This window comes from Salinigranum rubrum (assembly GCF_002906575.1).
Classification (GTDB): Archaea; Halobacteriota; Halobacteria; order Halobacteriales; family Haloferacaceae; genus Salinigranum; species Salinigranum rubrum.
Window position 1 is genome coordinate 785585 of sequence record NZ_CP026309.1, and the last position, 19543, is coordinate 805127.

Annotated in this window: 19 protein-coding genes and 1 pseudogene; 11 read left to right on the plus strand and 9 right to left on the minus strand. The window is 65.4% G+C overall.

The window, feature by feature from the left end; translation table 11 throughout:
- The first annotated feature begins 243 nt into the window (after positions 1–243).
- On the plus strand, positions 244–681 hold the full coding sequence (locus C2R22_RS03715) for a hypothetical protein (RefSeq protein ID WP_103424563.1): 438 nt from the start codon (positions 244–246) through the stop codon (positions 679–681).
- Positions 682–788: 107 nt separating this feature from the next.
- The gene (locus C2R22_RS03720) at positions 789–2171 is read left to right on the plus strand and encodes a PGF-pre-PGF domain-containing protein (RefSeq protein WP_162562369.1); all 1383 of its coding nucleotides are present in this window, start codon (positions 789–791) and stop codon (positions 2169–2171) included.
- 84 nt (positions 2172–2255) lie between these two features.
- On the opposite strand, the gene C2R22_RS03725 is transcribed toward C2R22_RS03720, so the two are convergent.
- Complete coding sequence (locus C2R22_RS03725) at positions 2256–4064, minus strand: sensor histidine kinase (RefSeq protein WP_103424565.1); 1809 nt, start codon at positions 4062–4064, stop codon at positions 2256–2258.
- A gap of 186 nt (positions 4065–4250) precedes the next feature.
- On the opposite strand from C2R22_RS03725, the gene C2R22_RS03730 reads away from it, so the two are divergent.
- Positions 4251–4820, plus strand: coding sequence for a response regulator (locus tag C2R22_RS03730; protein WP_103424566.1), 570 nt, complete (start codon positions 4251–4253; stop codon positions 4818–4820).
- 94 nt (positions 4821–4914) lie between these two features.
- On the opposite strand, the gene C2R22_RS27335 is transcribed toward C2R22_RS03730, so the two are convergent.
- Positions 4915–5145 carry a BBE domain-containing protein gene (locus C2R22_RS27335; RefSeq protein WP_216824831.1) on the minus strand — a complete coding sequence of 77 codons (231 nt, stop codon included), beginning with the start codon at positions 5143–5145 and terminating at the stop codon, positions 4915–4917.
- Between the two features lie 205 nt (positions 5146–5350).
- On the minus strand, positions 5351–6256 hold the full coding sequence (locus C2R22_RS03740) for an SDR family NAD(P)-dependent oxidoreductase (protein WP_103424567.1): 906 nt from the start codon (positions 6254–6256) through the stop codon (positions 5351–5353).
- A gap of 179 nt (positions 6257–6435) precedes the next feature.
- Here C2R22_RS03740 and C2R22_RS03745 point away from each other — a divergent pair, with 179 nt between their 5' ends.
- Positions 6436–7995 (plus strand): galactose oxidase-like domain-containing protein, encoded by a 1560-nt coding sequence (locus C2R22_RS03745; protein WP_103424568.1) that lies wholly within the window; start codon positions 6436–6438, stop codon positions 7993–7995.
- A gap of 31 nt (positions 7996–8026) precedes the next feature.
- Here the strand turns inward: C2R22_RS03745 and C2R22_RS03750 are convergent, their stop codons facing one another.
- The 3 genes from C2R22_RS03750 to C2R22_RS03755 form a co-directional block, all read right to left on the minus strand.
- Positions 8027–8785, minus strand: a complete 759-nt coding sequence (locus C2R22_RS03750; protein WP_103424569.1) for a hypothetical protein — start codon at positions 8783–8785, stop codon at positions 8027–8029.
- A 150-nt stretch (positions 8786–8935) separates the two neighbouring features.
- Entirely contained in the window at positions 8936–9088 is a 153-nt protein-coding gene (locus tag C2R22_RS25545; protein WP_173862768.1) for a hypothetical protein, read from the minus strand.
- 122 nt (positions 9089–9210) lie between these two features.
- Positions 9211–10032 carry a YihY/virulence factor BrkB family protein gene (locus tag C2R22_RS03755; RefSeq protein ID WP_245902872.1) on the minus strand — a complete coding sequence of 274 codons (822 nt, stop codon included), beginning with the start codon at positions 10030–10032 and terminating at the stop codon, positions 9211–9213.
- 277 nt (positions 10033–10309) lie between these two features.
- Between C2R22_RS03755 and C2R22_RS03760 the strand changes: the two genes are divergently transcribed.
- The 6 genes from C2R22_RS03760 (at position 10310) to C2R22_RS25815 (ending at position 16195) form a co-directional block, all read left to right on the plus strand.
- Complete coding sequence (locus C2R22_RS03760; protein WP_103424571.1) at positions 10310–11164, plus strand: DUF502 domain-containing protein; 855 nt, start codon at positions 10310–10312, stop codon at positions 11162–11164.
- A 264-nt stretch (positions 11165–11428) separates the two neighbouring features.
- Positions 11429–12805 (plus strand): amino acid ABC transporter substrate-binding protein, encoded by a 1377-nt coding sequence (locus C2R22_RS03765; RefSeq protein WP_162562370.1) that lies wholly within the window; start codon positions 11429–11431, stop codon positions 12803–12805.
- A gap of 6 nt (positions 12806–12811) precedes the next feature.
- The gene (locus C2R22_RS03770) at positions 12812–13705 is read left to right on the plus strand and encodes a branched-chain amino acid ABC transporter permease (RefSeq protein WP_103424573.1); all 894 of its coding nucleotides are present in this window, start codon (positions 12812–12814) and stop codon (positions 13703–13705) included.
- Entirely contained in the window at positions 13702–14736 is a 1035-nt protein-coding gene (locus tag C2R22_RS03775; RefSeq protein WP_103427556.1) for a branched-chain amino acid ABC transporter permease, read from the plus strand. The genes C2R22_RS03770 and C2R22_RS03775 overlap by 4 nt, the downstream gene beginning before the upstream one ends.
- The gene (locus C2R22_RS25810) at positions 14733–15473 is read left to right on the plus strand and encodes an ABC transporter ATP-binding protein (RefSeq protein ID WP_216824788.1); all 741 of its coding nucleotides are present in this window, start codon (positions 14733–14735) and stop codon (positions 15471–15473) included. Before C2R22_RS03775 ends, C2R22_RS25810 begins: the two co-directional genes overlap by 4 nt.
- Positions 15470–16195 (plus strand): ABC transporter ATP-binding protein, encoded by a 726-nt coding sequence (locus tag C2R22_RS25815; protein WP_216824789.1) that lies wholly within the window; start codon positions 15470–15472, stop codon positions 16193–16195. Before C2R22_RS25810 ends, C2R22_RS25815 begins: the two co-directional genes overlap by 4 nt.
- Before the next feature lie 167 nt (positions 16196–16362).
- Here the strand turns inward: C2R22_RS25815 and C2R22_RS03785 are convergent, their stop codons facing one another.
- Positions 16363–17001: a class I SAM-dependent methyltransferase gene (locus tag C2R22_RS03785; RefSeq protein WP_394342376.1), complete on the minus strand. Its 639-nt coding sequence runs from the start codon at positions 16999–17001 to the stop codon at positions 16363–16365.
- 76 nt (positions 17002–17077) lie between these two features.
- Positions 17078–17323, minus strand: a complete 246-nt coding sequence (locus C2R22_RS03790; protein ID WP_103424574.1) for a DUF7120 family protein — start codon at positions 17321–17323, stop codon at positions 17078–17080.
- 261 nt (positions 17324–17584) lie between these two features.
- On the opposite strand from C2R22_RS03790, the gene C2R22_RS03795 reads away from it, so the two are divergent.
- A complete protein-coding gene (locus C2R22_RS03795; RefSeq protein WP_103424575.1) occupies positions 17585–18868 on the plus strand; it encodes an RNA-guided endonuclease InsQ/TnpB family protein in 1284 nt (427 codons plus the stop codon).
- Between the two features lie 117 nt (positions 18869–18985).
- On the opposite strand, the pseudogene C2R22_RS03800 reads toward C2R22_RS03795, so the two are convergent.
- Positions 18986–19489: pseudogene (locus C2R22_RS03800) on the minus strand (PHP domain-containing protein); the annotation flags it as partial.
- Positions 19490–19543: the final 54 nt, after the last annotated feature.

Genomic DNA, 19543 nt, shown 5'->3' on the forward strand with positions numbered 1-19543 from the left:
GCTGGGGGCTGTGTGTGGTGGGTTGGAATCGGCCATGATCACCGGCCCTGTCCCTATTGGAAGGCACGTGTCTCAGTGGGACACCGGTATTCGGTTGTCGATCCTTGCGTCGTACCATGCCCGCGAGGTATTGAAGCTCTGCAGTGGCGGCTCTCCTCTAGATAGTAAGCGCTCTGAGGAGAGAGACGTTCTCAGTACTGAGCGTCTATCCTCATCGATGCCTCCGTCCGAGCGGTAAGTGTGATGATGGAAGACACCCACATCGCCGATGGAATCGCTGTCAAACTGCTGCTGGCCTGCATCGTCCTCACGAGTGGTGCGGTCGGCATCATGGGACTTGCACCCGCGACGGTTCACGAGGACGGATCGAGCGGAGACCACACAGCTGCGCTCGCGTTCCCGATCGACAACGTGACTGCGACCGCAGAGACCCCCCTCGCCTCGATCGATGGGAAAGGCAACGACGCCACCCAGACTGCGTTCCCAATCGACAACATCTCCGTCGAGTTCCCGGTCGATGACATGTCACGTGACGTGGGGGACTGGGACGTTCGAATCCACCACCTGCGTGGTGTTACGGACGCCACCGGCGCAACTTCGCAGTTCCGAATGCAGGATATGGACCCGTATGCGTTGCCGCGGCGTTCGGACGGACTCCCGCAGGACATGGATCCGTACTAGAGACCAATCCGGAGACACCGTCGCGGTTCTCGATAAGCTATTTGGTGTGTGTTAGCATACACTGCGGAACGGAGACGATTATGAGACCAGGTGCCTCTGGGCGGACAGTGCGGGTGCTCCTCGTGATGGCAGTCCTTCTCTCCACCGCTGCCGTCGGGGTAGCAGTCCAGCCCACGGGTCCTGTCTCGCGACAGGTCGACGCGGAACCGGATATCGTGGTCCAGCCCGAGGCGCTCCGTTTCTCGAACGCGACTGGCGAGTCGGAGGCGCAGACGCTCTCGATACGAAACGTGGGAGACGCCCCACTGACGATCGATGCAGTCGCCATCGTCGGACCCGACCGAGCAGCCTTCGAGCGGGCGTTCGACGGGCCGCTGACGCTCGGACCGGGTGACCGACAGAACGTGACTGTAACGTTCGACGCGACGACGGCACGCCCGCAGTTCGCGACGCTCCACGTCCTGAGCAACGATCCGGACGAACCGCAACGGAACGTCTGGCTTACGAATACGCAGACGGTCGCTGACGTCTCGCCGTCACGGGTGCTGGAGCGAAAGACACTGGTGAACGCCACGATCACGGACGCCGAGGCGAACACGACGCAGTCGCTCAATATCTCGTGGCCGCTGACGCGTGACGACGTCGTCGCGGTTGACGCGGTCACGTTCACGCCTGAACGCGCCGGATCGGTCGATCTCAGCATAGCGACGAACGTCAGTCGGTTCGGCGACGTCCCTGCGTTCGCTCTCGGCGACGGAACAGAGCCCGCGGGATACGTCCACGTCGATCACAGCATTCCGAACGAGCAGATCAGTGACGTCACGTTCAGAATCCGTGTTCGGAAAGACCGATTGGCCGGGAACGAGACCGGCCCAGAGGACGTCGTGCTGTACCGTCACGAGGAAAGCGGGTGGGTCGAACTCCCGACACGGTTCGTCGAAGAGGGTGAGACCCACTACTTTTTCGAGGCGAGGACACCGGGGTTCTCTGACTTCACGACGGGTGTAAAACAGGCGAAGTTCCGTATCACCGACGCGCTCGTGACCGTCACGCGTATCAGCACACATCAGGGAACTGAGGTCCTGGTCCGCGTGCGGAACGATGGGGGTGCAGATGGCACGTACACTGTGAAACTGCTCCTCGAAGAGACGCTGGTGGACCGCACGGAGCTGTCGATCGCCCCGAACGGAACTCGACAGGCCACCTTCGAACGCTCCTTCGACGAACCGGGAATCTATCAGGTGTACGTCAACGAACGGTTCGTCGGAAACGTCACGGTCGAATCCGGAGACACCGTACCGACGGGTGGCTCAACGATCGGTCGCAGGGGTACTCTTACAGCCGAGAGGACGAACAACGCGTCGACGGGCCCTCCAGAGGCTAGTCAGGCAACGAGCGGTGAATCCGTTCCTGGACTCGGGTTCGGCACGACGGCTGTCGCACTGCTCGTCGTGGCCCTGTCCGTAGCGTTCGGTCGTCGTCACCGGTAATCCAGTCCGGCCCAGTCGATGTCCTGTCTCAGTGGACTCTTGGCCACAGTGAGGGAAATCGCGGAGCCGACGAGGCTCGTCCGGCTAACGCTCTCCTCCCGACTCCCCGTCCGGCCCGTGTGTCGGTGTCGTCGCCGCGGCCCGTGGGAGGAGCAGTTCGACGACCGTCCCCCGAGGGGATGCGTCGTGGAACCGGAGGTGACCACCTGAACGGTCGGCGAGCCAATGGGCCAACCAGAGACCGAGGCCGCTCGCGTGTTCGAGCTCCGTCTCGCGTCCCTCGGTGATGGCAGTCCGGTCCTGTTCGGGGAGACCGGGGCCATTGTCGGCAATCACGATGCGTACCCAGCGGTCGGTGTCGCTGTCGACGACGCCATCCTTCCACACAGTCTCGCCGTCCGCTTTCCTGTCTTGGTCGGCGCGCTGGACACTGTCATCCACAGTACCGGTTCGAGTCAGTTCCGTCGGACGTGTTCCACGCGCACTCGTCCCGTCGACCGTGGCGACCGTTACCTCGACGTGAGGTTCCTCGGCATCGTTGTGCTGGCAAGCGTTCTCACAGACGCTCTCGATCGCCATCCGGAGCGACGGGAGGGCGTGTGCCCAGCGGTCCTCGGCGAGAGAGGTTTCGATCTCCACCGTCGGGTACGTCTCACGGAGGTCGGCGACAACGTCGGAGACGATCTCGTTCACCTCTATCCGCGAGGGTGTCTGATCATCCGCGAGGGCTGTCTCGATCTGACGGGCCCGTTCGCTGAGATGCGTGAGCGTCTGTCCTGCGTCGCCGATAGACTGAGCTGCCCTGCGGATTTCTTCGTCGTTGGTGACCTCAGCGATGACATCTGCGTAGGTCAAGAGAACCGTTAGCTGGTTCCGGAGGTTGTGCCGCACGACGCGGTACATGACTTCCAGTCGCTGTGTTCGGCGACGAAGCGCCGTCTCGCGCGCTTGGAGCGTCGACGCCAAGTCATTGAACCCGTCGCTGATCTGCTCCCACTCGGTGCCACCTTCGAGCGAGACAGTCCGGTCGTAGTTACCGGATCCGATGTCATCGAAGCCCCCGAGGAGACGCTCCGTCTGGCGAAGACTCGCGACGTACTGCCAGTAGCCGAGCCCGGCCATCACTACGAGTACGACACCCAGCTGTCCAGCTTGAAACAGCTCCAGACGATGGAGGCGGGCATCGAGTCTCGACCGGTCGCGGACGACGGTGACCGTCCACCCCGTCGCGTCAACAGTCGCGGAGGCTTCGATCGACGCGGTGAACTGCTGGTCGCCCTCGTAGAGTTCCGTCCCGTTCCCGACGACTCGAACGGTCTGTCTGCTCGTTTCTAAGGGTGGCAGTGCGTCAAAGGCGGTCTGTGTGTCGAGATAGACCGCCCCTGCGAGGACACCCGCTATCTCCCCGTCCTCGAAGATCGGCGTACTGAACACGAGGACGTGCCTGTCCGTCTCGTCGACAGCCTCGCCCTCTCCCACGAACGAGCGACCGTCGAGCGCGGCTTTGACGTAGGGTTCGGTGCTTCGGTTCGAGCCGAGGACGGCTCGCCGCTGTTGGGCTGTGATGTCTCCGCGAAAGGCGATGACGGTCCCGTTCGTGGCGACGATCTGGGCGGCGTAGAAACGTGAGTTCAAAACGAGCGCATCGAGAAACTGACCACTCTGGTCGAACTGGTGTGCTTCTGACCGGGATGCGACGAGCCCCAAGTAGTCCTGTCTCTCGCGAACCGATGCGTCGATCTGGTTTGCTGTACGGGTCGCCGTCTCGTTGACGGCCACGCGAGACTCCTCGACGGCATCGCGTCGATACAGATCCACAGCGGTGAAAACCGAGACACTCAGCGTGAGTGTCACCAGGATGATGACGATCGCGAACTTACTCCGGAGCCGCATACACGACTGTTGTCAAGGAACACGATAAGAATACACGCTCAGACGAACGCAGAAGTCACACGGACCCGAGGCGGACGCTCAAGACTGAGCACTGCGAGAGATCGACTGGAGGCTCCCTCTGTTCTCCCGGACCGTTGCACGAAAGTATAACAGCTCTAGTGACCAACCTCATTGGCGCGTGATACTATGGCACAGGAGAGGGAGGGAACGATTCTATTCGTCGACGACGAACGCGAAGTCGCTGATGCGTACGCGCTCCGGTTACGGTCGCGTTACGGAGACGTCAGAACAGCGTATGGTGGTGAAGAAGCGCTCGTGGAGATGGACGACACGGTAGATGTGGTGTTACTGGACCGTCGGATGCCGTATTCGGGTGATAACGTGTTGCGGGACCTCCGAGACTACGGGTACGACTGTCGTATCATCATGGTGACGGCAGTCGACCCTGGATTCGGAATCGTCGACATGCCCTTCGACGATTACCTCTGCAAACCAATCGACAAAGAGGACCTCTTTGCAGCGATCGACCAGCAACTAGAGGCTGCTTCGTACGATGATCCACTCACGGCCTTTTTCAGCCTCACTGCGAAACTGGCCGTCCTCGAGGCCGAGCATACAGCTGAACAGCTTGCGGAGTCCACCGAGTACCTCCGGATGCAACGACGAAGCGAAAAACTCCGTGAGGAACTCGCGGTTTCGGAGGAGAACTTCACCGAGATGCGAGAGACGTTCACCGCGATCAACCGAGCCGGCTGAGGGTCTCTCTGTGGGGACGAATACGGGAACTCCGGGCGAACTTCGGCTCCAGATGTCGACGGTTCATTGGTTATGCTGAACAGAGGGCGCGTATTCAGCTGCCGAATCTAAGAAATAACACTCCGCGGCCTTCCGGACCGGTCGTACCGGGGAGTGGCTCCGAACTCTCGCCGCTCCCGGACGACAAACCGTTGCTTCGACCGACAACGGTCGCTCCTCTGGCCAGTGGTTCGATGTTCTGGTTGAGGTGGAACACGTTGTCGGGGTCGTACGCGGCCTTGATATCGGCGAGCCGCCGGTAGGTGCGTCGCCGTAGGCCTCGCAGACCCGTTGAGTACCGTCGTCGGCATCGAGGAAGTTCACGTAGACGCCCTCTCGATGGGGTTCGAGGGCCTCAAAGAACTCACGGGCCCACTCCGTGTCTGGCTCGACGAAGTCCTCGTCGGACCGCCACACGCCGTTGATGTTGATGTTGATGTTGTGCGGCGCATTTCGACCGGCGTAGGCGGTGGCGTCCTCGGAGACGTGACTCAGTCGACCGTCAGCGGTTCGTCGATCCCGAGCAACTCCGCGCTCCGCTGCCACAGCCGTCGCTGCGCCTCGGGGTACCGGGCGGCCTGCGACGGCGTCGCGGGGCGTTGCTTCGAGAAGTATCGCCCTGACACCCCGTCGACGCGGTCGGAGATGGCGAGGTAGACCAGCGCCGCCGCGCCGTCCGTCACGGAGGTCACGCCCGGAACGGCGTTGAGAAGCTTCGCGCCCTGCGAGAGCGGCGTCGGGAGGAAGCGCGTGAAGCCCGACCCGGGGATAGCGCCCGGATGCAGGGCGTTCGAGGTCACTTTCGAGTCCCGATCCGACAGCCGCTTCGCGAGTTCGAACGCGAACTGGACGTTCGCGAGCTTCGAGCGCTGGTAGGCGGTCCATCCCGAATAGTCCTCGATCGAGGCCACCGAGTCGAGGTCGAGCGTCACGCCGCGGTGGGCGTCCGAGGCCGTCGTCACCACCCGCGCCTCGGGTGCGAGGTGGTCGAGCAACTCGGCCGTGAGGAGGTACGGCGAGAGGTGGTTCACGTGGAAGGTGTACTCGACGCCGAGGCCGGTGAGGCGGGCCTCACGGAAGAAGCCGCCTGCGTTGTTCACGAGCAGGTCGAGTTCGTCCGTCTCGGCTCGCACCTCGTCGGCCAGGCCGCGAACGGCGCCGACGTCGGAGAAGTCCGCGCGGACGAACCGGGCGTCCGACCCGCTCGCCGTGAGTTCGTCGACCAGTTCCGCGCCCGCCGCGTCGTCGCGGCCGTGAACGACGACATCCGCGCCGAGTCGACCCAGCGCGAGGGCGGCCCCGCGTCCGATGCCGCTCGTCGACCCCGTCACCAGTGCGGTCGTTCCCGTGAGGTCCGTTTCCTCGACGCCGGCCCGCTTCTCCGGAGGGTGGGTCATCGTGTGGAGGTGAGGACCGAAGCGACAAAAGGGGTCGTCCCGGCCCGAACCGTCCCGGCCTCGACCACAGCGCCGCCGGCGTGTCGGGTCGACGTGAACGTTCCGTGCCCGCTCCGAGACCACCGGGCGACGACGTTTCATACACAACTTGACATCTCCGCGGGTCGTATCCTCCCACGATGACTGGGGAGGCTGAGACACCGGAGGAAGGAGGCGCGTGGGAGCCAGTCGAACACCGGTTCGACCACCTGCCGGTCCACGTCGCGCTGTTGCACACGGGGAAGGTACTCGCGTTCGGCGGGTCGGGCAACGACGAGACGCGCCTGCATCACCCGTATCCCGCGGAACTGTTCGACCCCGAGACCGGGAGCCTCACCGTCGTCGACCAGGAACTCGGGGGCGATGTCTTCTGCGTCGGCCACGCGTTCCTCCCCGACGGCCGGTTGCTCGCCGCGGGCGGCACCTACCGGTACGACGGCGGCATCGACCCGCCCGCGCTGCCGGGGGTGCCCGACCTGCCGAACCTTCCGCCCTTCGCGGGGCTCGACCACACCTACCTGTTCGACCCCGACGCGGAGCGGTGGACGCGGGGACAGGACGTCCACGCCGGGCGGTGGTACCCCACGCTGGTGACGATGGGCGACGGGAGCGTGCTGGCCGCGGCCGGTCTCACCAAACACCCGCCGTGGGTCGCCCTGCGGAAGCTGGAGCTGTACACCCCCGGTGAGGGGTGGCGTGTCCTCCGCGGTGCCGGTCGGTGGCTCCCCCTCTACCCGCGGCTCCACCTCCTTCCCGACGGGACGGTCTTCTACGCCGGGTCGTACAACACCCACTACACGTTCCCCTTTTCGCTCCGGGCGTTCCCGACGGCGCGGTTCGATGTAGGGAGAAGAACGTGGACCGAGTACGGCCTGCCCAGCGAGCAAGAGCGCGAGGAGGGCGCCTCGGCGTTGCTCCCGCTTCGTCCCGGGGACGACTACCGGGCTCGCGTGCTCCTCGCCGGCGGCGGGACGCCGACCGGGACGGAGGCCGTCGCCGACACGGAACTCATCGACCTCTCCGCGCCCGACCCGCGGTGGCGGTCCGTCGACTCGATGGCGCACGCACGCTACTACGCCTACGCCGTCTTGCTCCCCGACGGTACCGTGTTCGTGATGGGCGGACGCAGCGGCAAGAAGGGGCACGTCCACGGGGTCGGGTACGACCCCGAAACGGGCGAAGTCGCGTCGGCACCGAACGCCGTCCACGAGGCCGAGCGGTTCGACCCCGCAACGGAGACGTGGACTGCGCTCGCCCCGATGACGGTCGACCGCCTGTACCACTCGAACGCCCTGTTGCTCCCCGACGGTCGGGTGTTGACGTGCGGGAGCAATCCCCGACGACGGGTCGACGAGCTTCGAATCGAACTGTACCGGCCGCCGTATCTGTTCGCCGGTCCCCGCCCGACCGTCGACGCCGCGCCCGAGCGCGTCGTCTACGGTGAGGCGTTCGACGTGGAGACGCCGGACGCGCCCGAGGTCGACGAGGTCGTGCTCGTCCGCCAGTCGTCGACGACCCACTGTCTCAACACGGACCAGCGGCTGGTCGAACTCGTCGTCGAGGCGAAGAGCGAAGGAACGCTCACCGTCCGCCTCCCGGCGAACCCGAGCCTCCTCCCGCCGGGGTACTACCTCCTGTTCGTCCTGCGCGAGGGCGTTCCCTCGGTCGCGCCGTTCGTTCGGGTGGCGGGCGGCGACTGACGAGCGGGGCGAGCGACGACCGACGCTCCGGTCACTCCTCGCCGTCTTCGTCGTCCGTTGGTCGCACCAGGTTCGCCAGCGTGACGAGGATTCCCAGGACCCACCCCACCGGGACGGCCAGCGCGCTCCACATCCCGACGTACGCGAAGCCGACGAGATCGAACCGCGCCCGCAGAACGGCGTTGAGGTCCCCGACGACGAGCACGTTGTCGAGCAGCCAGATGGCGAGCGACTCGCTCTCGGGGAACACCACGCCCGCGAGGGTCGGCGAGTACAGCGCCGCCACCACCGGGGGCAAGAAGACGGCGACGACGCCGAGCGGGTACGCGAAGAGGACGGTCGTCAGGCGCCCGCCGACGTGAGCGAAGGCGAGCGCGAGCACGGTGGCGACGACGGCGACGGAACCGGCGGCGGCGACGGCGAGGAAGCCCTCGGGGGAGAACCGGAGGCGCGCGAGTGCCGTGAGCCCGCCCCAGACCACGACGGCGAGGAGGACGGTCCCGACCACCCCGATGCGCGTCGTCGTCCGGTCGAAGCGTCGGGCGTAGAAGCGGACCGCGAAGCCCGCCACGGTGAGGGGGTAACCGACGAGCAGACCCAGCCCACCGAGGACGGCCCACAGCCGATACGCCACGCGCTGGCCCGTCGTCTGCGGATACCACTGGCCCAGCACCGGATGAGACTCCCGGAGCTGTGGGAAAGCCAGCGCCATCCAGAGACCGTGGAGCGTCCGCAGGTCGTATCGGACGCCGGCGACGATGCCGGTGCTCGCGAGGAGAGGCGCTCGCATACCCCGTCCGTTCACGGCGAGGGGTTTAACCGTTGGCCTCCGAATCTCACGCCGCGAAACCGCTCCGACCACCCCCGTTCGTCCTCGTCCCTTCGATTCTCGTCTTCCAGCGGTCGCCCCACCCACTCGTCTCGTCGTCGAACGCTACGCTTACTCTTCGAGGTCGAACGCGACGACTTCCGTCGGGCCACAGTACGGACACGGATCGGTCCGTTTGAGGAGCGTGGCCCCACAGTGCCGACACTCGTACAGGCGCGGTCCCCCCCGTCCGACCAGCGACGTCACCAGTTCGGTGAGAATCATTGAGTTTCCTGTTGACATGTAACACGATAAATGTATCTCTATTGACATTCGAGGAGTCAGCTTCTCCGGACTGTCGGCACACGGGACCGATTCGGCCCACTGCCCCGTGGTCGGCTCGTGGTTCACGCGTCCGTCTCGCCCGGTACCCACGCCTCGTCGACGTCCACGCGGCCGGCTCTCACCGCGTTCAGGACGACCCCGACGAGTAGCGCGAACGAGCCGACGTACAGCCACGTGAGGACGAGCAGGACGGCACCGGCGATGCCGTACAGTTCGACGGTCTCCGAGGTGGTGAGATAGAGGCGGAACACGAGAAGCGAGACGGTCCAGACGCTCGCGGCGAACGCCGCACCGGGGGCGATTTCGGCGACCGAGACGTCCGGTCCCGACAGCACGTAGTACATCGGGACGAAGACGACCGCGAGCGAGAGCCACAGCACCACCGGGCCGAGTCCGAGCCACAGCAGCCCGGAGACACGCACCGCGAGGGCGACGCCGAGCCCAGCCATCACCGCGACGCCGACCGTGACGGTCACCAGCACGAGCGTGCTGTCGAGGAAGCCGCGGGTGGTCGACCGCTCGCGGCGCACGCCGTACACCTCGGCGAAGATGCTGTCGACGGCCCGAAACATCCGGTGGGTGCTCCAGACGGAGATGACGAGCGCGAGGGTGACCGCTCGAATCCGACCGGCGCCGCTCCCGCCGAGCTGACTGATCACCCCCTCGAACTCCCCCGCACTGACCCCCGTCACCAGTTCGAGCGCGTGGGCGAGCGCCGGTACCGTCCCGAACGTCGTGAGCGCGGCGTACGCCAGAACCAGAAGGGGGACGAGCGAGTTGAACGCGTAGTATGCAAGGCCGGCCGCGTCCGCAGTGACGTGTCGCTCGCGCACGACGGCGACCGTCGACCGTATCACCGTCGATGCCCGCGATTGCTGTCGCACGTCGTAGACGTTCTCTAGGGAGGTATAGAACCTGTGGGTCGTCGCTCGACAGCCGTCTCCGCGGCGTCCACCCCCCACGTCCATGCAACCTAAAGGCACTTGGTAGCCGACCGATACCAACTATCCATGAAGCAGAACGTGAAACGGTTCGAGCGAGTCAGTCTCCCGCGCGCCCGACGGCCAGCGACCGGGTCGAAGCCGTCACGACGGTCCCCGTCGAAGCCGAGAGACGACACGACGTGTCCCTCCTGTCAGCTCTCCTCGGTCGTGGTTGTCCGTGAGTAACGACGCCGAAGCGCCGGACCCGGTCGAGGCGGGCAAGAGCGCCTACGAGACCGCACTCGAGGTGCTCCTCACCGGCTTCGCAATCCTCATCCCGGTCGTCATCACGGTCTACCTCGTCGATATGATGCTCGACCTGTTGACGGACGCGCTCGTCCCCGTCATCGGCATCCTCCAGTGGGCCGGCGTCATCGAGCGCCTGACGGACGCGGGCTTCGGGCAGGTCATCGTGCAAGCCGGGTTGTACTCGACGGTCACCGACTTCTACACCGAACTCATCACGGTCGTCGTACTCCTCAGCGTGGTCGTGGCGGTCGGAACCGTCGGTCACAACCGCTACGGCGAGATGGTCATCGACTACGTCGACCTCGCGATCACGTCGATCCCGGGCGTCGGGACCGTCTACGGGAGCTTCCGGCGAATGAGCGACGCGATGCTCGACCAGGGAGCCGACGAGTTCAGGGAGGTCAAACTGGTCGAGTGTCTCGGCGACGAACTGTACGTCATCGGCTTCGAGACGGGGCCGTCGCCCGACTCGGTGAACGTGGCGACCGGACACGACGAGATGGTGACGATGTTCCTCCCGATGGCTCCGAACCCCGTCACCGGCGGCTTTCTCACGCACGTCCCCCAGTCTCGGGTCCACGACGTCGACATGACCATCGAGGAGGGTATCCGGAGCATCCTGACGAGCGGTGTCGCCACCGGCGAAGGGTCCAACGGAGCCGAGGTCCCCACGATGGACGACATCAGGGAGGCGACCGACATCGATACGCTCCAGACGACGGTCCTCTCCGAGGACCGCCGCGCCGACGACCGCCGCGCCGAGGACGACTCCAGGCGCGACTGACACGCCCTCGTCGTCGACTCGCCGTCCTTGTCGTCGCCGCGTCCACCAACGACTCGTCTCGCACTCTCCGCCCCGAACTCGCTTGTTGTGCCGTCCATCGACCAGGACGAGCGGCGCTCGAACCGACGCCACGGCTCTCCGTCGCTCTCCGACGCGAGAGCCTCGACGGTTTTCTGACGCAGTAGTTGATATTTATTCGCTGTCACACCCCACGTCATAAAATCACAAAGTATTAGGATGTGGTCTATATACCAGCTCCATTGTATGTCAGACGATCACACGAACAAGTCGCGTCGGCGGTTCCTGAAAACGGCGGGTGCAGGCGCAATCGCGGTCGGATTCGCGGGCTGTTCCGGCGGCGGCGGTTCGAGTGGCTCCGGCAGTCCGAGCGAGTCGGGCGGGGGAGGGAGTTCGGGCGGCACCAGCACTGACACCGAGAGCGGGGGTTCGACCGGAAGCACCGGCGGCGGCCGCGACCGGTTCAAACTGGGCGCGGTCACGTCGCTGTCGGGCGACCTCCGCTTCGGCGGTGGCGTCACCAAGCGCGGATACGACCTCTGGGCGGACACGGTCAACCAGAACGGCGGCATCGAGGTCGGCGGGGAGTCGTACGACGTCGAAATCGTCTACGCCGACGCACAGTCGAAGCCCAGTTCGGGCGCCGACGCCGCCTCGCGGATGATCTCCAGCGAGAACGTCGACGCCGTGCTTGGCCCCTACTCCAGTAACGTCACGCTGGCCGTCTGTCCGATCATGGAACAGAACTCCATGCCGCACATCACGGGCAGCGCGGAGTCGCCACAGATCTGGCAACAGGGGTTCGAGTACTCGTTCGGGACGATTCCGACGGTCTCGATCATCGCCAGCGAAACCGGGGAGGCGCTGTTGAACCTCGACCCGAACGCCGAATCGGTCTACATCACCGGCGTCAACGAACCCTTCTCGAAGAGCACCGCGGAGGCGATGCGCACGGCCGCCGAGAACGCCGGCGTCGAAGTCCTCGACTTCCAGCTCTTCCCGCGGGGCGCCGACTACGCGAACGTCGTCTCCCAGGCGAAGAGCGCGGGTCCGGACCTCCACCTCCACGGCGGACACATCGGGAGCCACGTCAACCTCATCAACGCCGCCGAGCAGTTCGACTACTCGCCGAACGGCTTCATGATGCACTACGGCGTCAACACGGGGAGTTACAAGGACGGCGCGGGTGCGGGCGCGGCCCACACGTTCGGCGCGACCGTCTGGCTCCCGAGCGCCGACCGCTCCGGCGGCGTACTGTTCGACTCGCCGAGCGCCTACGCCGACGCCGCGCAGGCCGCCTACGGCAGCGCTCCCGACTACACGCAGGCCGGATCGACGGCCGCCGGCATCGTCTTCCAGGAGGCGTTCAAAGAGCTCGGCTCCGCGCCGCCGCTCTCACAGGACGACAAGGACGAACTCATCTCCGTCCTCGAAGGGATCGAGGTCAACACGTTCTACGGGGACGTGCGGTTCGAGACCGAGGGCGAGTACTACCACAACAACATCAACACGACCTCGCTCCTCATCCAGCTTGCCGAGGACGGGTCGCCGAATATCGTCGGACCGGAGGACCAGGCCGTCGGCGAGGCGACGTACCCGATTCCGAGCTGGAGTGAACGGTAACGAGCGATGGTCGAGACCGGACTGCTGATTCAGACAATCGTCAACGGCCTGCTGCTGGGCGGCATCTACGTCACCGTCGGCGTCGGCTTCTCGCTGGCGTTCGGGGTGCTGGAGGTCGTCGACTTCGCCGTCGGCGAGTACGTGATGCTCGGCGCCATCCTCGGCGGACTCGCCGCCCCCCTGCTCGGGTCCGAGGGCGTCTTCGTCATCCCGTTCGTCCTCGTCGGCTTTTTCGTCCTCGGCTTCTTCGTCCAGCCGCTCATCCACCACGTCACGACGGGCGACCGGCCCCAGCCGCTGCTGATGGGGCTCGTGTTCACCTTCGGGCTGGCGACGTTCTTCCGCGGGACCGTCCTCACCGTCTTGGGACCCAACAACCGCGACGTCCCCTCGTCGCTGCTACAGGGGAGTCTCACCGTCCCCAGCGTGGGTATCTTCCCGTACGTCCGCGCCGCGACTGCCGTCTTCGGTGTCGTCGCCCTCGCGGCGTTCATGTACTACCTCTACAACACCAAGGGCGGGATGGCCATCCGCGCCATCGCCGAGGACCGGACGAACGCCCGCCTGATGGGGATCAAGATCAACCGGTACCAGTCCATCGCCTACGGGAGTTACGCCGCGCTGACGGCGGCCGCGGGCGTGTTCATCGGGATGGTGTTCACCGCCAATCCGGGGATGGGTCTCCAGTACACCGCCTTCGCGTTCTTCATGGTCGTGCTCGCCGGGATGGGCTACCTCCCCGGCGTGATTCTCAGCGGTATCGTGCTGGGGCTGACCCAGTCCCTGACGGCGGTGTACGCGAGCAGCCAGGTCGTCCTCCTCGTGCTGTTCGCGCTCATCTACGTGGTACTGCTCGTCTCGCCGGCCGGCATCCTCGGGAAAGGGGAGTGGGCTTCATGAGCGAGAAGACGACCGACGTGCTCTCGACGCGGCTCGGGGACGTCCCGGTCTGGCTCGTCGTCCTCGTCGCCGTCGTCGTGCTGGTCGCCCTCCCGATGGCCCTCGGCGCGTTCTGGACCCGTATCGGCCTCGGCGCCCTCATGTGGATCGGCCTCGCACAGTCGTGGAACATGATCGGCGGCTACGCCGGCTACCTCGACTTCGGACACGGCGCGTACTTCGGCATCGGCGCGTTCGCCACCGGCGCCGTGATGGTCACGTTCGGCCTCCCGTTTCTCGCGGGCTTCGTGGTCGCCGCCGCCGTCGCCGCCGTCATCGCCTACCTCGTCGCCGTCCCGACGCTCCGCCTGACCGGGGCGTACTTCGCCATCGCGACCTGGGCGCTCGCGGAGGCGTTCAAACAGTTGGCGCTCAACCTCGACATCACCGGCGGAACGTTCGGACTCAGCCTGCCGACCGCCGCGGGGAGCTTCGGGCTCCCGGTCGGGGAACTCTCGACGTCGCTGTTCTACTACCTCATGCTGGCGCTGTGTCTCGCGACCATCGCCGTGACGTACGTCGTCTTCGAGCGCAGCGAGTTCGGGTTCCGCGTGAAGGCGCTCCGGGACGACGAGGACGCCGCCGAGTCGCTCGGCATCGACACCACCCGAGTAAAGCGACAGGTGTACGTGCTGTCGTGTGCCATCGCGGCGCTGTTCGGCAGCGTCCACGCGTACTTCATCACGTTCATCCACCCGAACGACGTCCTCGCGGCGATCATCACCGACCAGATGGTGATCATGGCGCTTCTGGGTGGACTCGGGACTATCACCGGCCCCATCATCGGCGGGATTCTCGTCTTCTTGCTCCAGCGTCTCTCGTCGGTGTTCCTCGGACAGTCGACCATCTACCTCCCGCTCATCGGCGTCCTCATCATGATCGTCGTGCTGTTCGCGCCGAGCGGCGTCGTCGGCATCCTGCGCGGCGAAGTCGACCGAACCGACATCCGAAACAACGCGCGCGAACTCGCGGAGAAGTTCGACCTCCTATGAGCGAACGAGACACCATCCTCCGGACGGAGGAGTTGACGAAGACGTTCGGGGCGCTCCGGGCGAACGACGGCATCTCGCTGTCGGTGCCTCGGGGCGAGATCAGAGGCATCATCGGCCCGAACGGGAGCGGGAAGACGACGTTCTTCAACACCGTCACCGGCTTCTACCAGCCCGACGGCGGTTCGGTCGCCTTCGACGGGACCGACATCACGGGCTGGAAGCCCCACAAGATCGCTCGTCGTGGGCTCGGCCGAACGTTTCAGATCGTCTCACCGTTCGAGAACATGACGGTCCGGCAGAACATGCTGGCGGTCCAGACGACCGACGACTTCGACAAGCAGGCCCGGGCCGACGAGATTCTGGCGTTCCTCGACATCGACCACATCGCGGAGAACCAAGCGAGCGGCATGAGCGGCGGGCAGCAGAAACTGCTCGAACTGGCGCGGGTCCTGATGCTGGACCCGGAGGTCATCATGTTGGACGAACCCGCCGCGGGCGTCAACCCGGCGCTGGAAGAGCGCATCATGGACCACATCCGCGACCTCAACGACGAGGGGACCACGTTCGTCGTCGTCGAACACGACATGAACGTCATCCGGTCCATCGTCGACAGCGTCTCCGTGTTCGACCAGGGCGCGCTCATCGCCGAGGGGACGTTCGACGAGGTGCGACAGGACGAGCGGGTCCGCGAGGCGTACCTCGGTACCGCCGCGGACGACGAGGGGGTGCCGATATGAGCACCGACGCCGGCCCGCCGACGCTGATCGCCGAGGACGTGGTCACCGGCTACGACGACCACGAGGTGCTCCACGGCATCTCCTTCGAGAACCGCGACGGCGTCACCTCCATCTTCGGTCCGAACGGCTCCGGGAAGTCGACGTTCATGAAGGCGGTGAACGGCGTCGTCCCGGTCTGGTCGGGACGCGTCCGGTACGGCGACGTCGACCTGACGGGCCGGCCGCCCGAGGAAACCGTCACCAACGGCATCGCGACGCTCCCGCAGGGCGGTGGCGTCTTCGACAGCCTCTCGGTCGAGGAGAACCTCCGCGTCGGCGCCTTCACCGTCGACGACGGCGAGACGGTCGAACGGCGTATCGACGAGGTCCTCGACGCGTTCCCCGCGCTCGAAGACAAGATGGGGGACAAGGCGCGGAACCTCTCGGGCGGCCAGCAGATGATGGTCAGCCTGGGTCGGGCGATGATGTCCGGCGCGGACACCTACCTGCTCGACGAACCGTCCGCGGGTCTCGCACCACAACTGGTCGACGACGCGTTCGACCTCGTCACGACGCTCGTCGACAGGGGCGCTCGCGTCGTCCTCATCGAGCAGAACGTCTCCGCGGCGCTCCGCATCACCGACTACGTCTACATCTTCGCCGAGGGTGAGGTGCAGTTCCACGGCGAACCGACCGACCTCGCCGACGAGGACGAACTGATGAACCTCTATCTCGGGCTGTAGCTCGGACCGAGGCTCGCCGCCCCCGTCGGTTTTCGTTCCGACCGCCGACCGTGCCGTCCTCCGGCATCGCAACGCGTTCATCGACGGTCCGCCCCGAGCGCCGAGCCACCGACGACCGGACGCCGTACGTGACGCGTCTCCGCCGTCGACCTGACACGAACGGCCTCTCAGGTCGCACGCGCGACGACGGCGTAGAACGGGTCCGTTCCCGGCCGCTCTCGAATCACCTCGTGCTCTTCGAACCCGCCCGCCGCGTCGAGTGCCCGGTTCAACAGGCCGACGCGTCCCTCCATCGACGCCCCGCGCCACGCCCGGACGGCCTTCGTCGGGAACAGCCGGTTCGAGAAGCTCACGACGAGGACGCCGCCCTCACCGAGCACCCGGCGGAACTCGGCGAACACCCGACCCGGGTACTGCAGGTACTGGACGGAGAGCGCACACAGGACCGCGTCGAACTCGTTCTCCTCGAACGGGAGGGTCTGTTCGGTGTTCAAATCCTGGACGAACCACTCGTCGAGGCGGTCGTTCGCGGCGAGTTCCTCCGCGTTGAGCCCGTGACCGACCACCTCGTACTCGACCCCGTCCGGAAGGTGAGACACCCAACTGCTCATCGCGTCGAGAACGCGGTCACCGGGGGCGAGCACGTTGGCGTAGAGCGCGGTCAACCGCGCGAGGAACGCGCTGTCGGCGTGTGTGACGAACCGCGGACTGTCGTAGAAGGTCTGGTCGGACCGCTCGTCGAACCGCTGTCGTTCGGTCGCCGAGAGGACGGGCTGCACGCCCGAGGGGAGGGGCGACGAGCCCATGACTCCGTCGGCCGCGCGTCCCTTCGTGTGCGTCGCATCGCGCCGGACGGCCGGGTCGAGACGGCCGACGTCCGCCCTAGAACGAGTAGTCGTCGCCCGTGTCGCTGCGTGCGGCGGGGTCCTGCTGGTCCTCGACGGCCTGCGAGAAGAGGTTCTCCTCGGGGCCCTGGCTATCGTCGGTCGACGTGGTGTTGTACGCGGACATCCCCATCGAGAGGAGTTCCTCGACGGCCTGGTCACGGTTGACGAACTCGCCCTGGTCGACGAGTCGGCGGATGTCGTTATCGATGCGGTCCGGTAGCGAGAGTTCGACTTTCGACATGGTCAATACTCAGTGATGCACAGGTGATAAATGTGCGCTCTGACGGACCGTCCGGCACGGCGGACGACGCGAGCGGACTCACCGACGCCCCGTTTTCAGCGTAATGTATGGTGGAGCCCCCGACCTCAAGGAGCGAACGAAGTGAGTGAGTAGGTCGGGGAGGAAACCGTCATGAGGACTACACCAACCACATTCAATGGCCGACTGACTCCCCTTCGAATCATTATAAATATAAAGACAAGAGCTACATCTGAAACACGGATGGAGGTACGTCGCACCGTTCCGGTCAAGCTCAACGTGGCCGACAGCGATGCTAACCTCCTCGAAGAAACCATCTCCGAGTTCCTGTGGGCCGCCAACTACGTCGTAGACCACGCGTGGAAAGGCGAGTACAAGACTACGAGCAAAGCCGAACTCCAACGGGAAACCTACGACGACGTGCGGGCCGAGACGCGACTGCAAGCGAACCTCGTCCAGAACGCTCGCAACAAGGCCGCCGACGCCGTCCAGAGCGTCGTCACTCGCTGGAAGCAAGGCGATTACGCGGGGAAACCGCACTTCACAGCCCCGACGCTCGTCTACGACAAGAGGTGTGCAACGTTCAACGACGACCACGCGACACTCTCGACCGTCGGAGGACGCATCACCGCCGAATACGTCCTCCCCGACGAGGGACGCGAGACGCCCCACTCGGAGTACCTGTTCAACGACGACTACGAAGTGACGGGCGGGGAACTTCACTATCGCGACGGTGAGTTCTACCTTCACGTCCGAACAAAGGCGGACGTGGAGTTCGAGACTGCCGACGACGGCAACGACGAGCACAGGACAGTCCTCGGCGTTGACCTCGGCATCGAAAATGTCGCCGTCACATCTACAGGCACCTTCTGGAACGGGTCGGAGTTGAACCACTGGCACCGCGAGTTCGAGAAGCGGCGCGGGTCGCTCCAACAGCGTGGAACGCGGGCCGCTCACGAAACCATCCAGTCGGTCGGACGTACCGAGACGGGCCGCTACGACCACTTCTTACACACCGTCTCGAAACAACTCGTCGCGGAAGCTGTCGAATACGACTGCGACGTGATCGCGTTCGAGAACCTGACAGGGATTCGTGAGCGGATGCCCCGCGCAAAGAAGTTCCACGCGTGGGCGTTCCGACGCCTGTTCGAATATGTCGAGTACAAAGCCGAGGTGGTCGGCATCTCGGTTGAACAGGTGAGTCCCGCCTACACCTCCCAGCGGTGTTCTAAGTGCGGGTTCACCTACGAGGGAAACCGCCCGACCTCGAGTGGACAGGACGTATTCGAGTGCCTGAAGTGCGGGTACTCACCGCACGCGGACTACAACGCGGCGAAGAATATCGGTCTGAAGCATCTCCGCTCGGCGCAAACGTCGTCGGGCGGAGGCGCACCGGTAAACGTGCGCTTGAATCGCGGGACGTTGAACGCGAACGGCGATTACGAGCCTGCCAGCACTGGCCAGAACGGGAGTCCACGCGAAAGCCCCACCCTCACCGAAGCGAACGGCGAAGCCGTGAGCGAGTAGGGTGGGGTAGTTTACGCGGTGGATCCGTCGGTACACCGCACCGAGCGCGCGGAAGGCCCGTCCGTCGCGGATGGCGTCGACGACGGCTGCGGGCGTCAGGCGGTCGATGTCCAGCCGCGTCGAGAGTCGACCGACCTCGAACGGGACGTGCGCGTCGCTCCCGCCGACGAGTGGGAGGTCACGCTCGCGGGCGAGACGCTCTATCTTCCGGCGGTGTTCGGGGCGCTTCCCGTTCAGTTCGATGGCGTCGAAGTCGGCGTTCGCGGCTCGAAGCGTCGAGTTCCGGAACGGATGGGCGACGATGGCGGCACACCCTCGCTCGTGGGCGAGGTCGACCGCCTCGTGCGGGGTCAACTGTCCGGCGACCGTCCGTGTCGGCGGGTCCGGACCGACGACGAGGAGGTGCCCCCGCGTGGTCGATGTCTCGATGCCCGGGATGCAGGCGTCGTCGACGAGCGCCTCCGGGCGGAAGCAGTCGTGGTTCGTAACGGCGATACCGTCCAGTCCGCGAGACCGGGCCACCCGAAGCGCCACACGCACGCCGAACGGGTCGTACCAGGCTGCCACCTCCGGTCGGAGATGAAAGAACCGGCTGTGGGTGTGGAGGTCGCAGTCGAGCATACCTCCTGTGGGGAACAGGGCGTCGTAAAACGACGCTCTCCGGCCCCGGTGACT

Coding starts and splice junctions, on each gene's coding strand:
- C2R22_RS03715 (WP_103424563.1), top strand. CDS start 244: ATGATGGAAGACACCCACATCGCCGATGGAATCGCTGTCAAACTGCTG.
- C2R22_RS03725 (WP_103424565.1), bottom strand. CDS start 4,064: ATGCGGCTCCGGAGTAAGTTCGCGATCGTCATCATCCTGGTGACACTC.
- C2R22_RS03730 (WP_103424566.1), top strand. CDS start 4,251: ATGGCACAGGAGAGGGAGGGAACGATTCTATTCGTCGACGACGAACGC.
- C2R22_RS03740 (WP_103424567.1), bottom strand. CDS start 6,256: ATGACCCACCCTCCGGAGAAGCGGGCCGGCGTCGAGGAAACGGACCTC.
- C2R22_RS03745 (WP_103424568.1), top strand. CDS start 6,436: ATGACTGGGGAGGCTGAGACACCGGAGGAAGGAGGCGCGTGGGAGCCA.
- C2R22_RS03750 (WP_103424569.1), bottom strand. CDS start 8,785: ATGCGAGCGCCTCTCCTCGCGAGCACCGGCATCGTCGCCGGCGTCCGA.
- C2R22_RS25545 (WP_173862768.1), bottom strand. CDS start 9,088: ATGATTCTCACCGAACTGGTGACGTCGCTGGTCGGACGGGGGGGACCG.
- C2R22_RS03765 (WP_162562370.1), top strand. CDS start 11,429: ATGTCAGACGATCACACGAACAAGTCGCGTCGGCGGTTCCTGAAAACG.
- C2R22_RS03770 (WP_103424573.1), top strand. CDS start 12,812: ATGGTCGAGACCGGACTGCTGATTCAGACAATCGTCAACGGCCTGCTG.
- C2R22_RS03775 (WP_103427556.1), top strand. CDS start 13,702: ATGAGCGAGAAGACGACCGACGTGCTCTCGACGCGGCTCGGGGACGTC.
- C2R22_RS25810 (WP_216824788.1), top strand. CDS start 14,733: ATGAGCGAACGAGACACCATCCTCCGGACGGAGGAGTTGACGAAGACG.
- C2R22_RS25815 (WP_216824789.1), top strand. CDS start 15,470: ATGAGCACCGACGCCGGCCCGCCGACGCTGATCGCCGAGGACGTGGTC.
- C2R22_RS03785 (WP_394342376.1), bottom strand. CDS start 17,001: ATGGGCTCGTCGCCCCTCCCCTCGGGCGTGCAGCCCGTCCTCTCGGCG.
- C2R22_RS03790 (WP_103424574.1), bottom strand. CDS start 17,323: ATGTCGAAAGTCGAACTCTCGCTACCGGACCGCATCGATAACGACATC.
- C2R22_RS03795 (WP_103424575.1), top strand. CDS start 17,585: ATGGAGGTACGTCGCACCGTTCCGGTCAAGCTCAACGTGGCCGACAGC.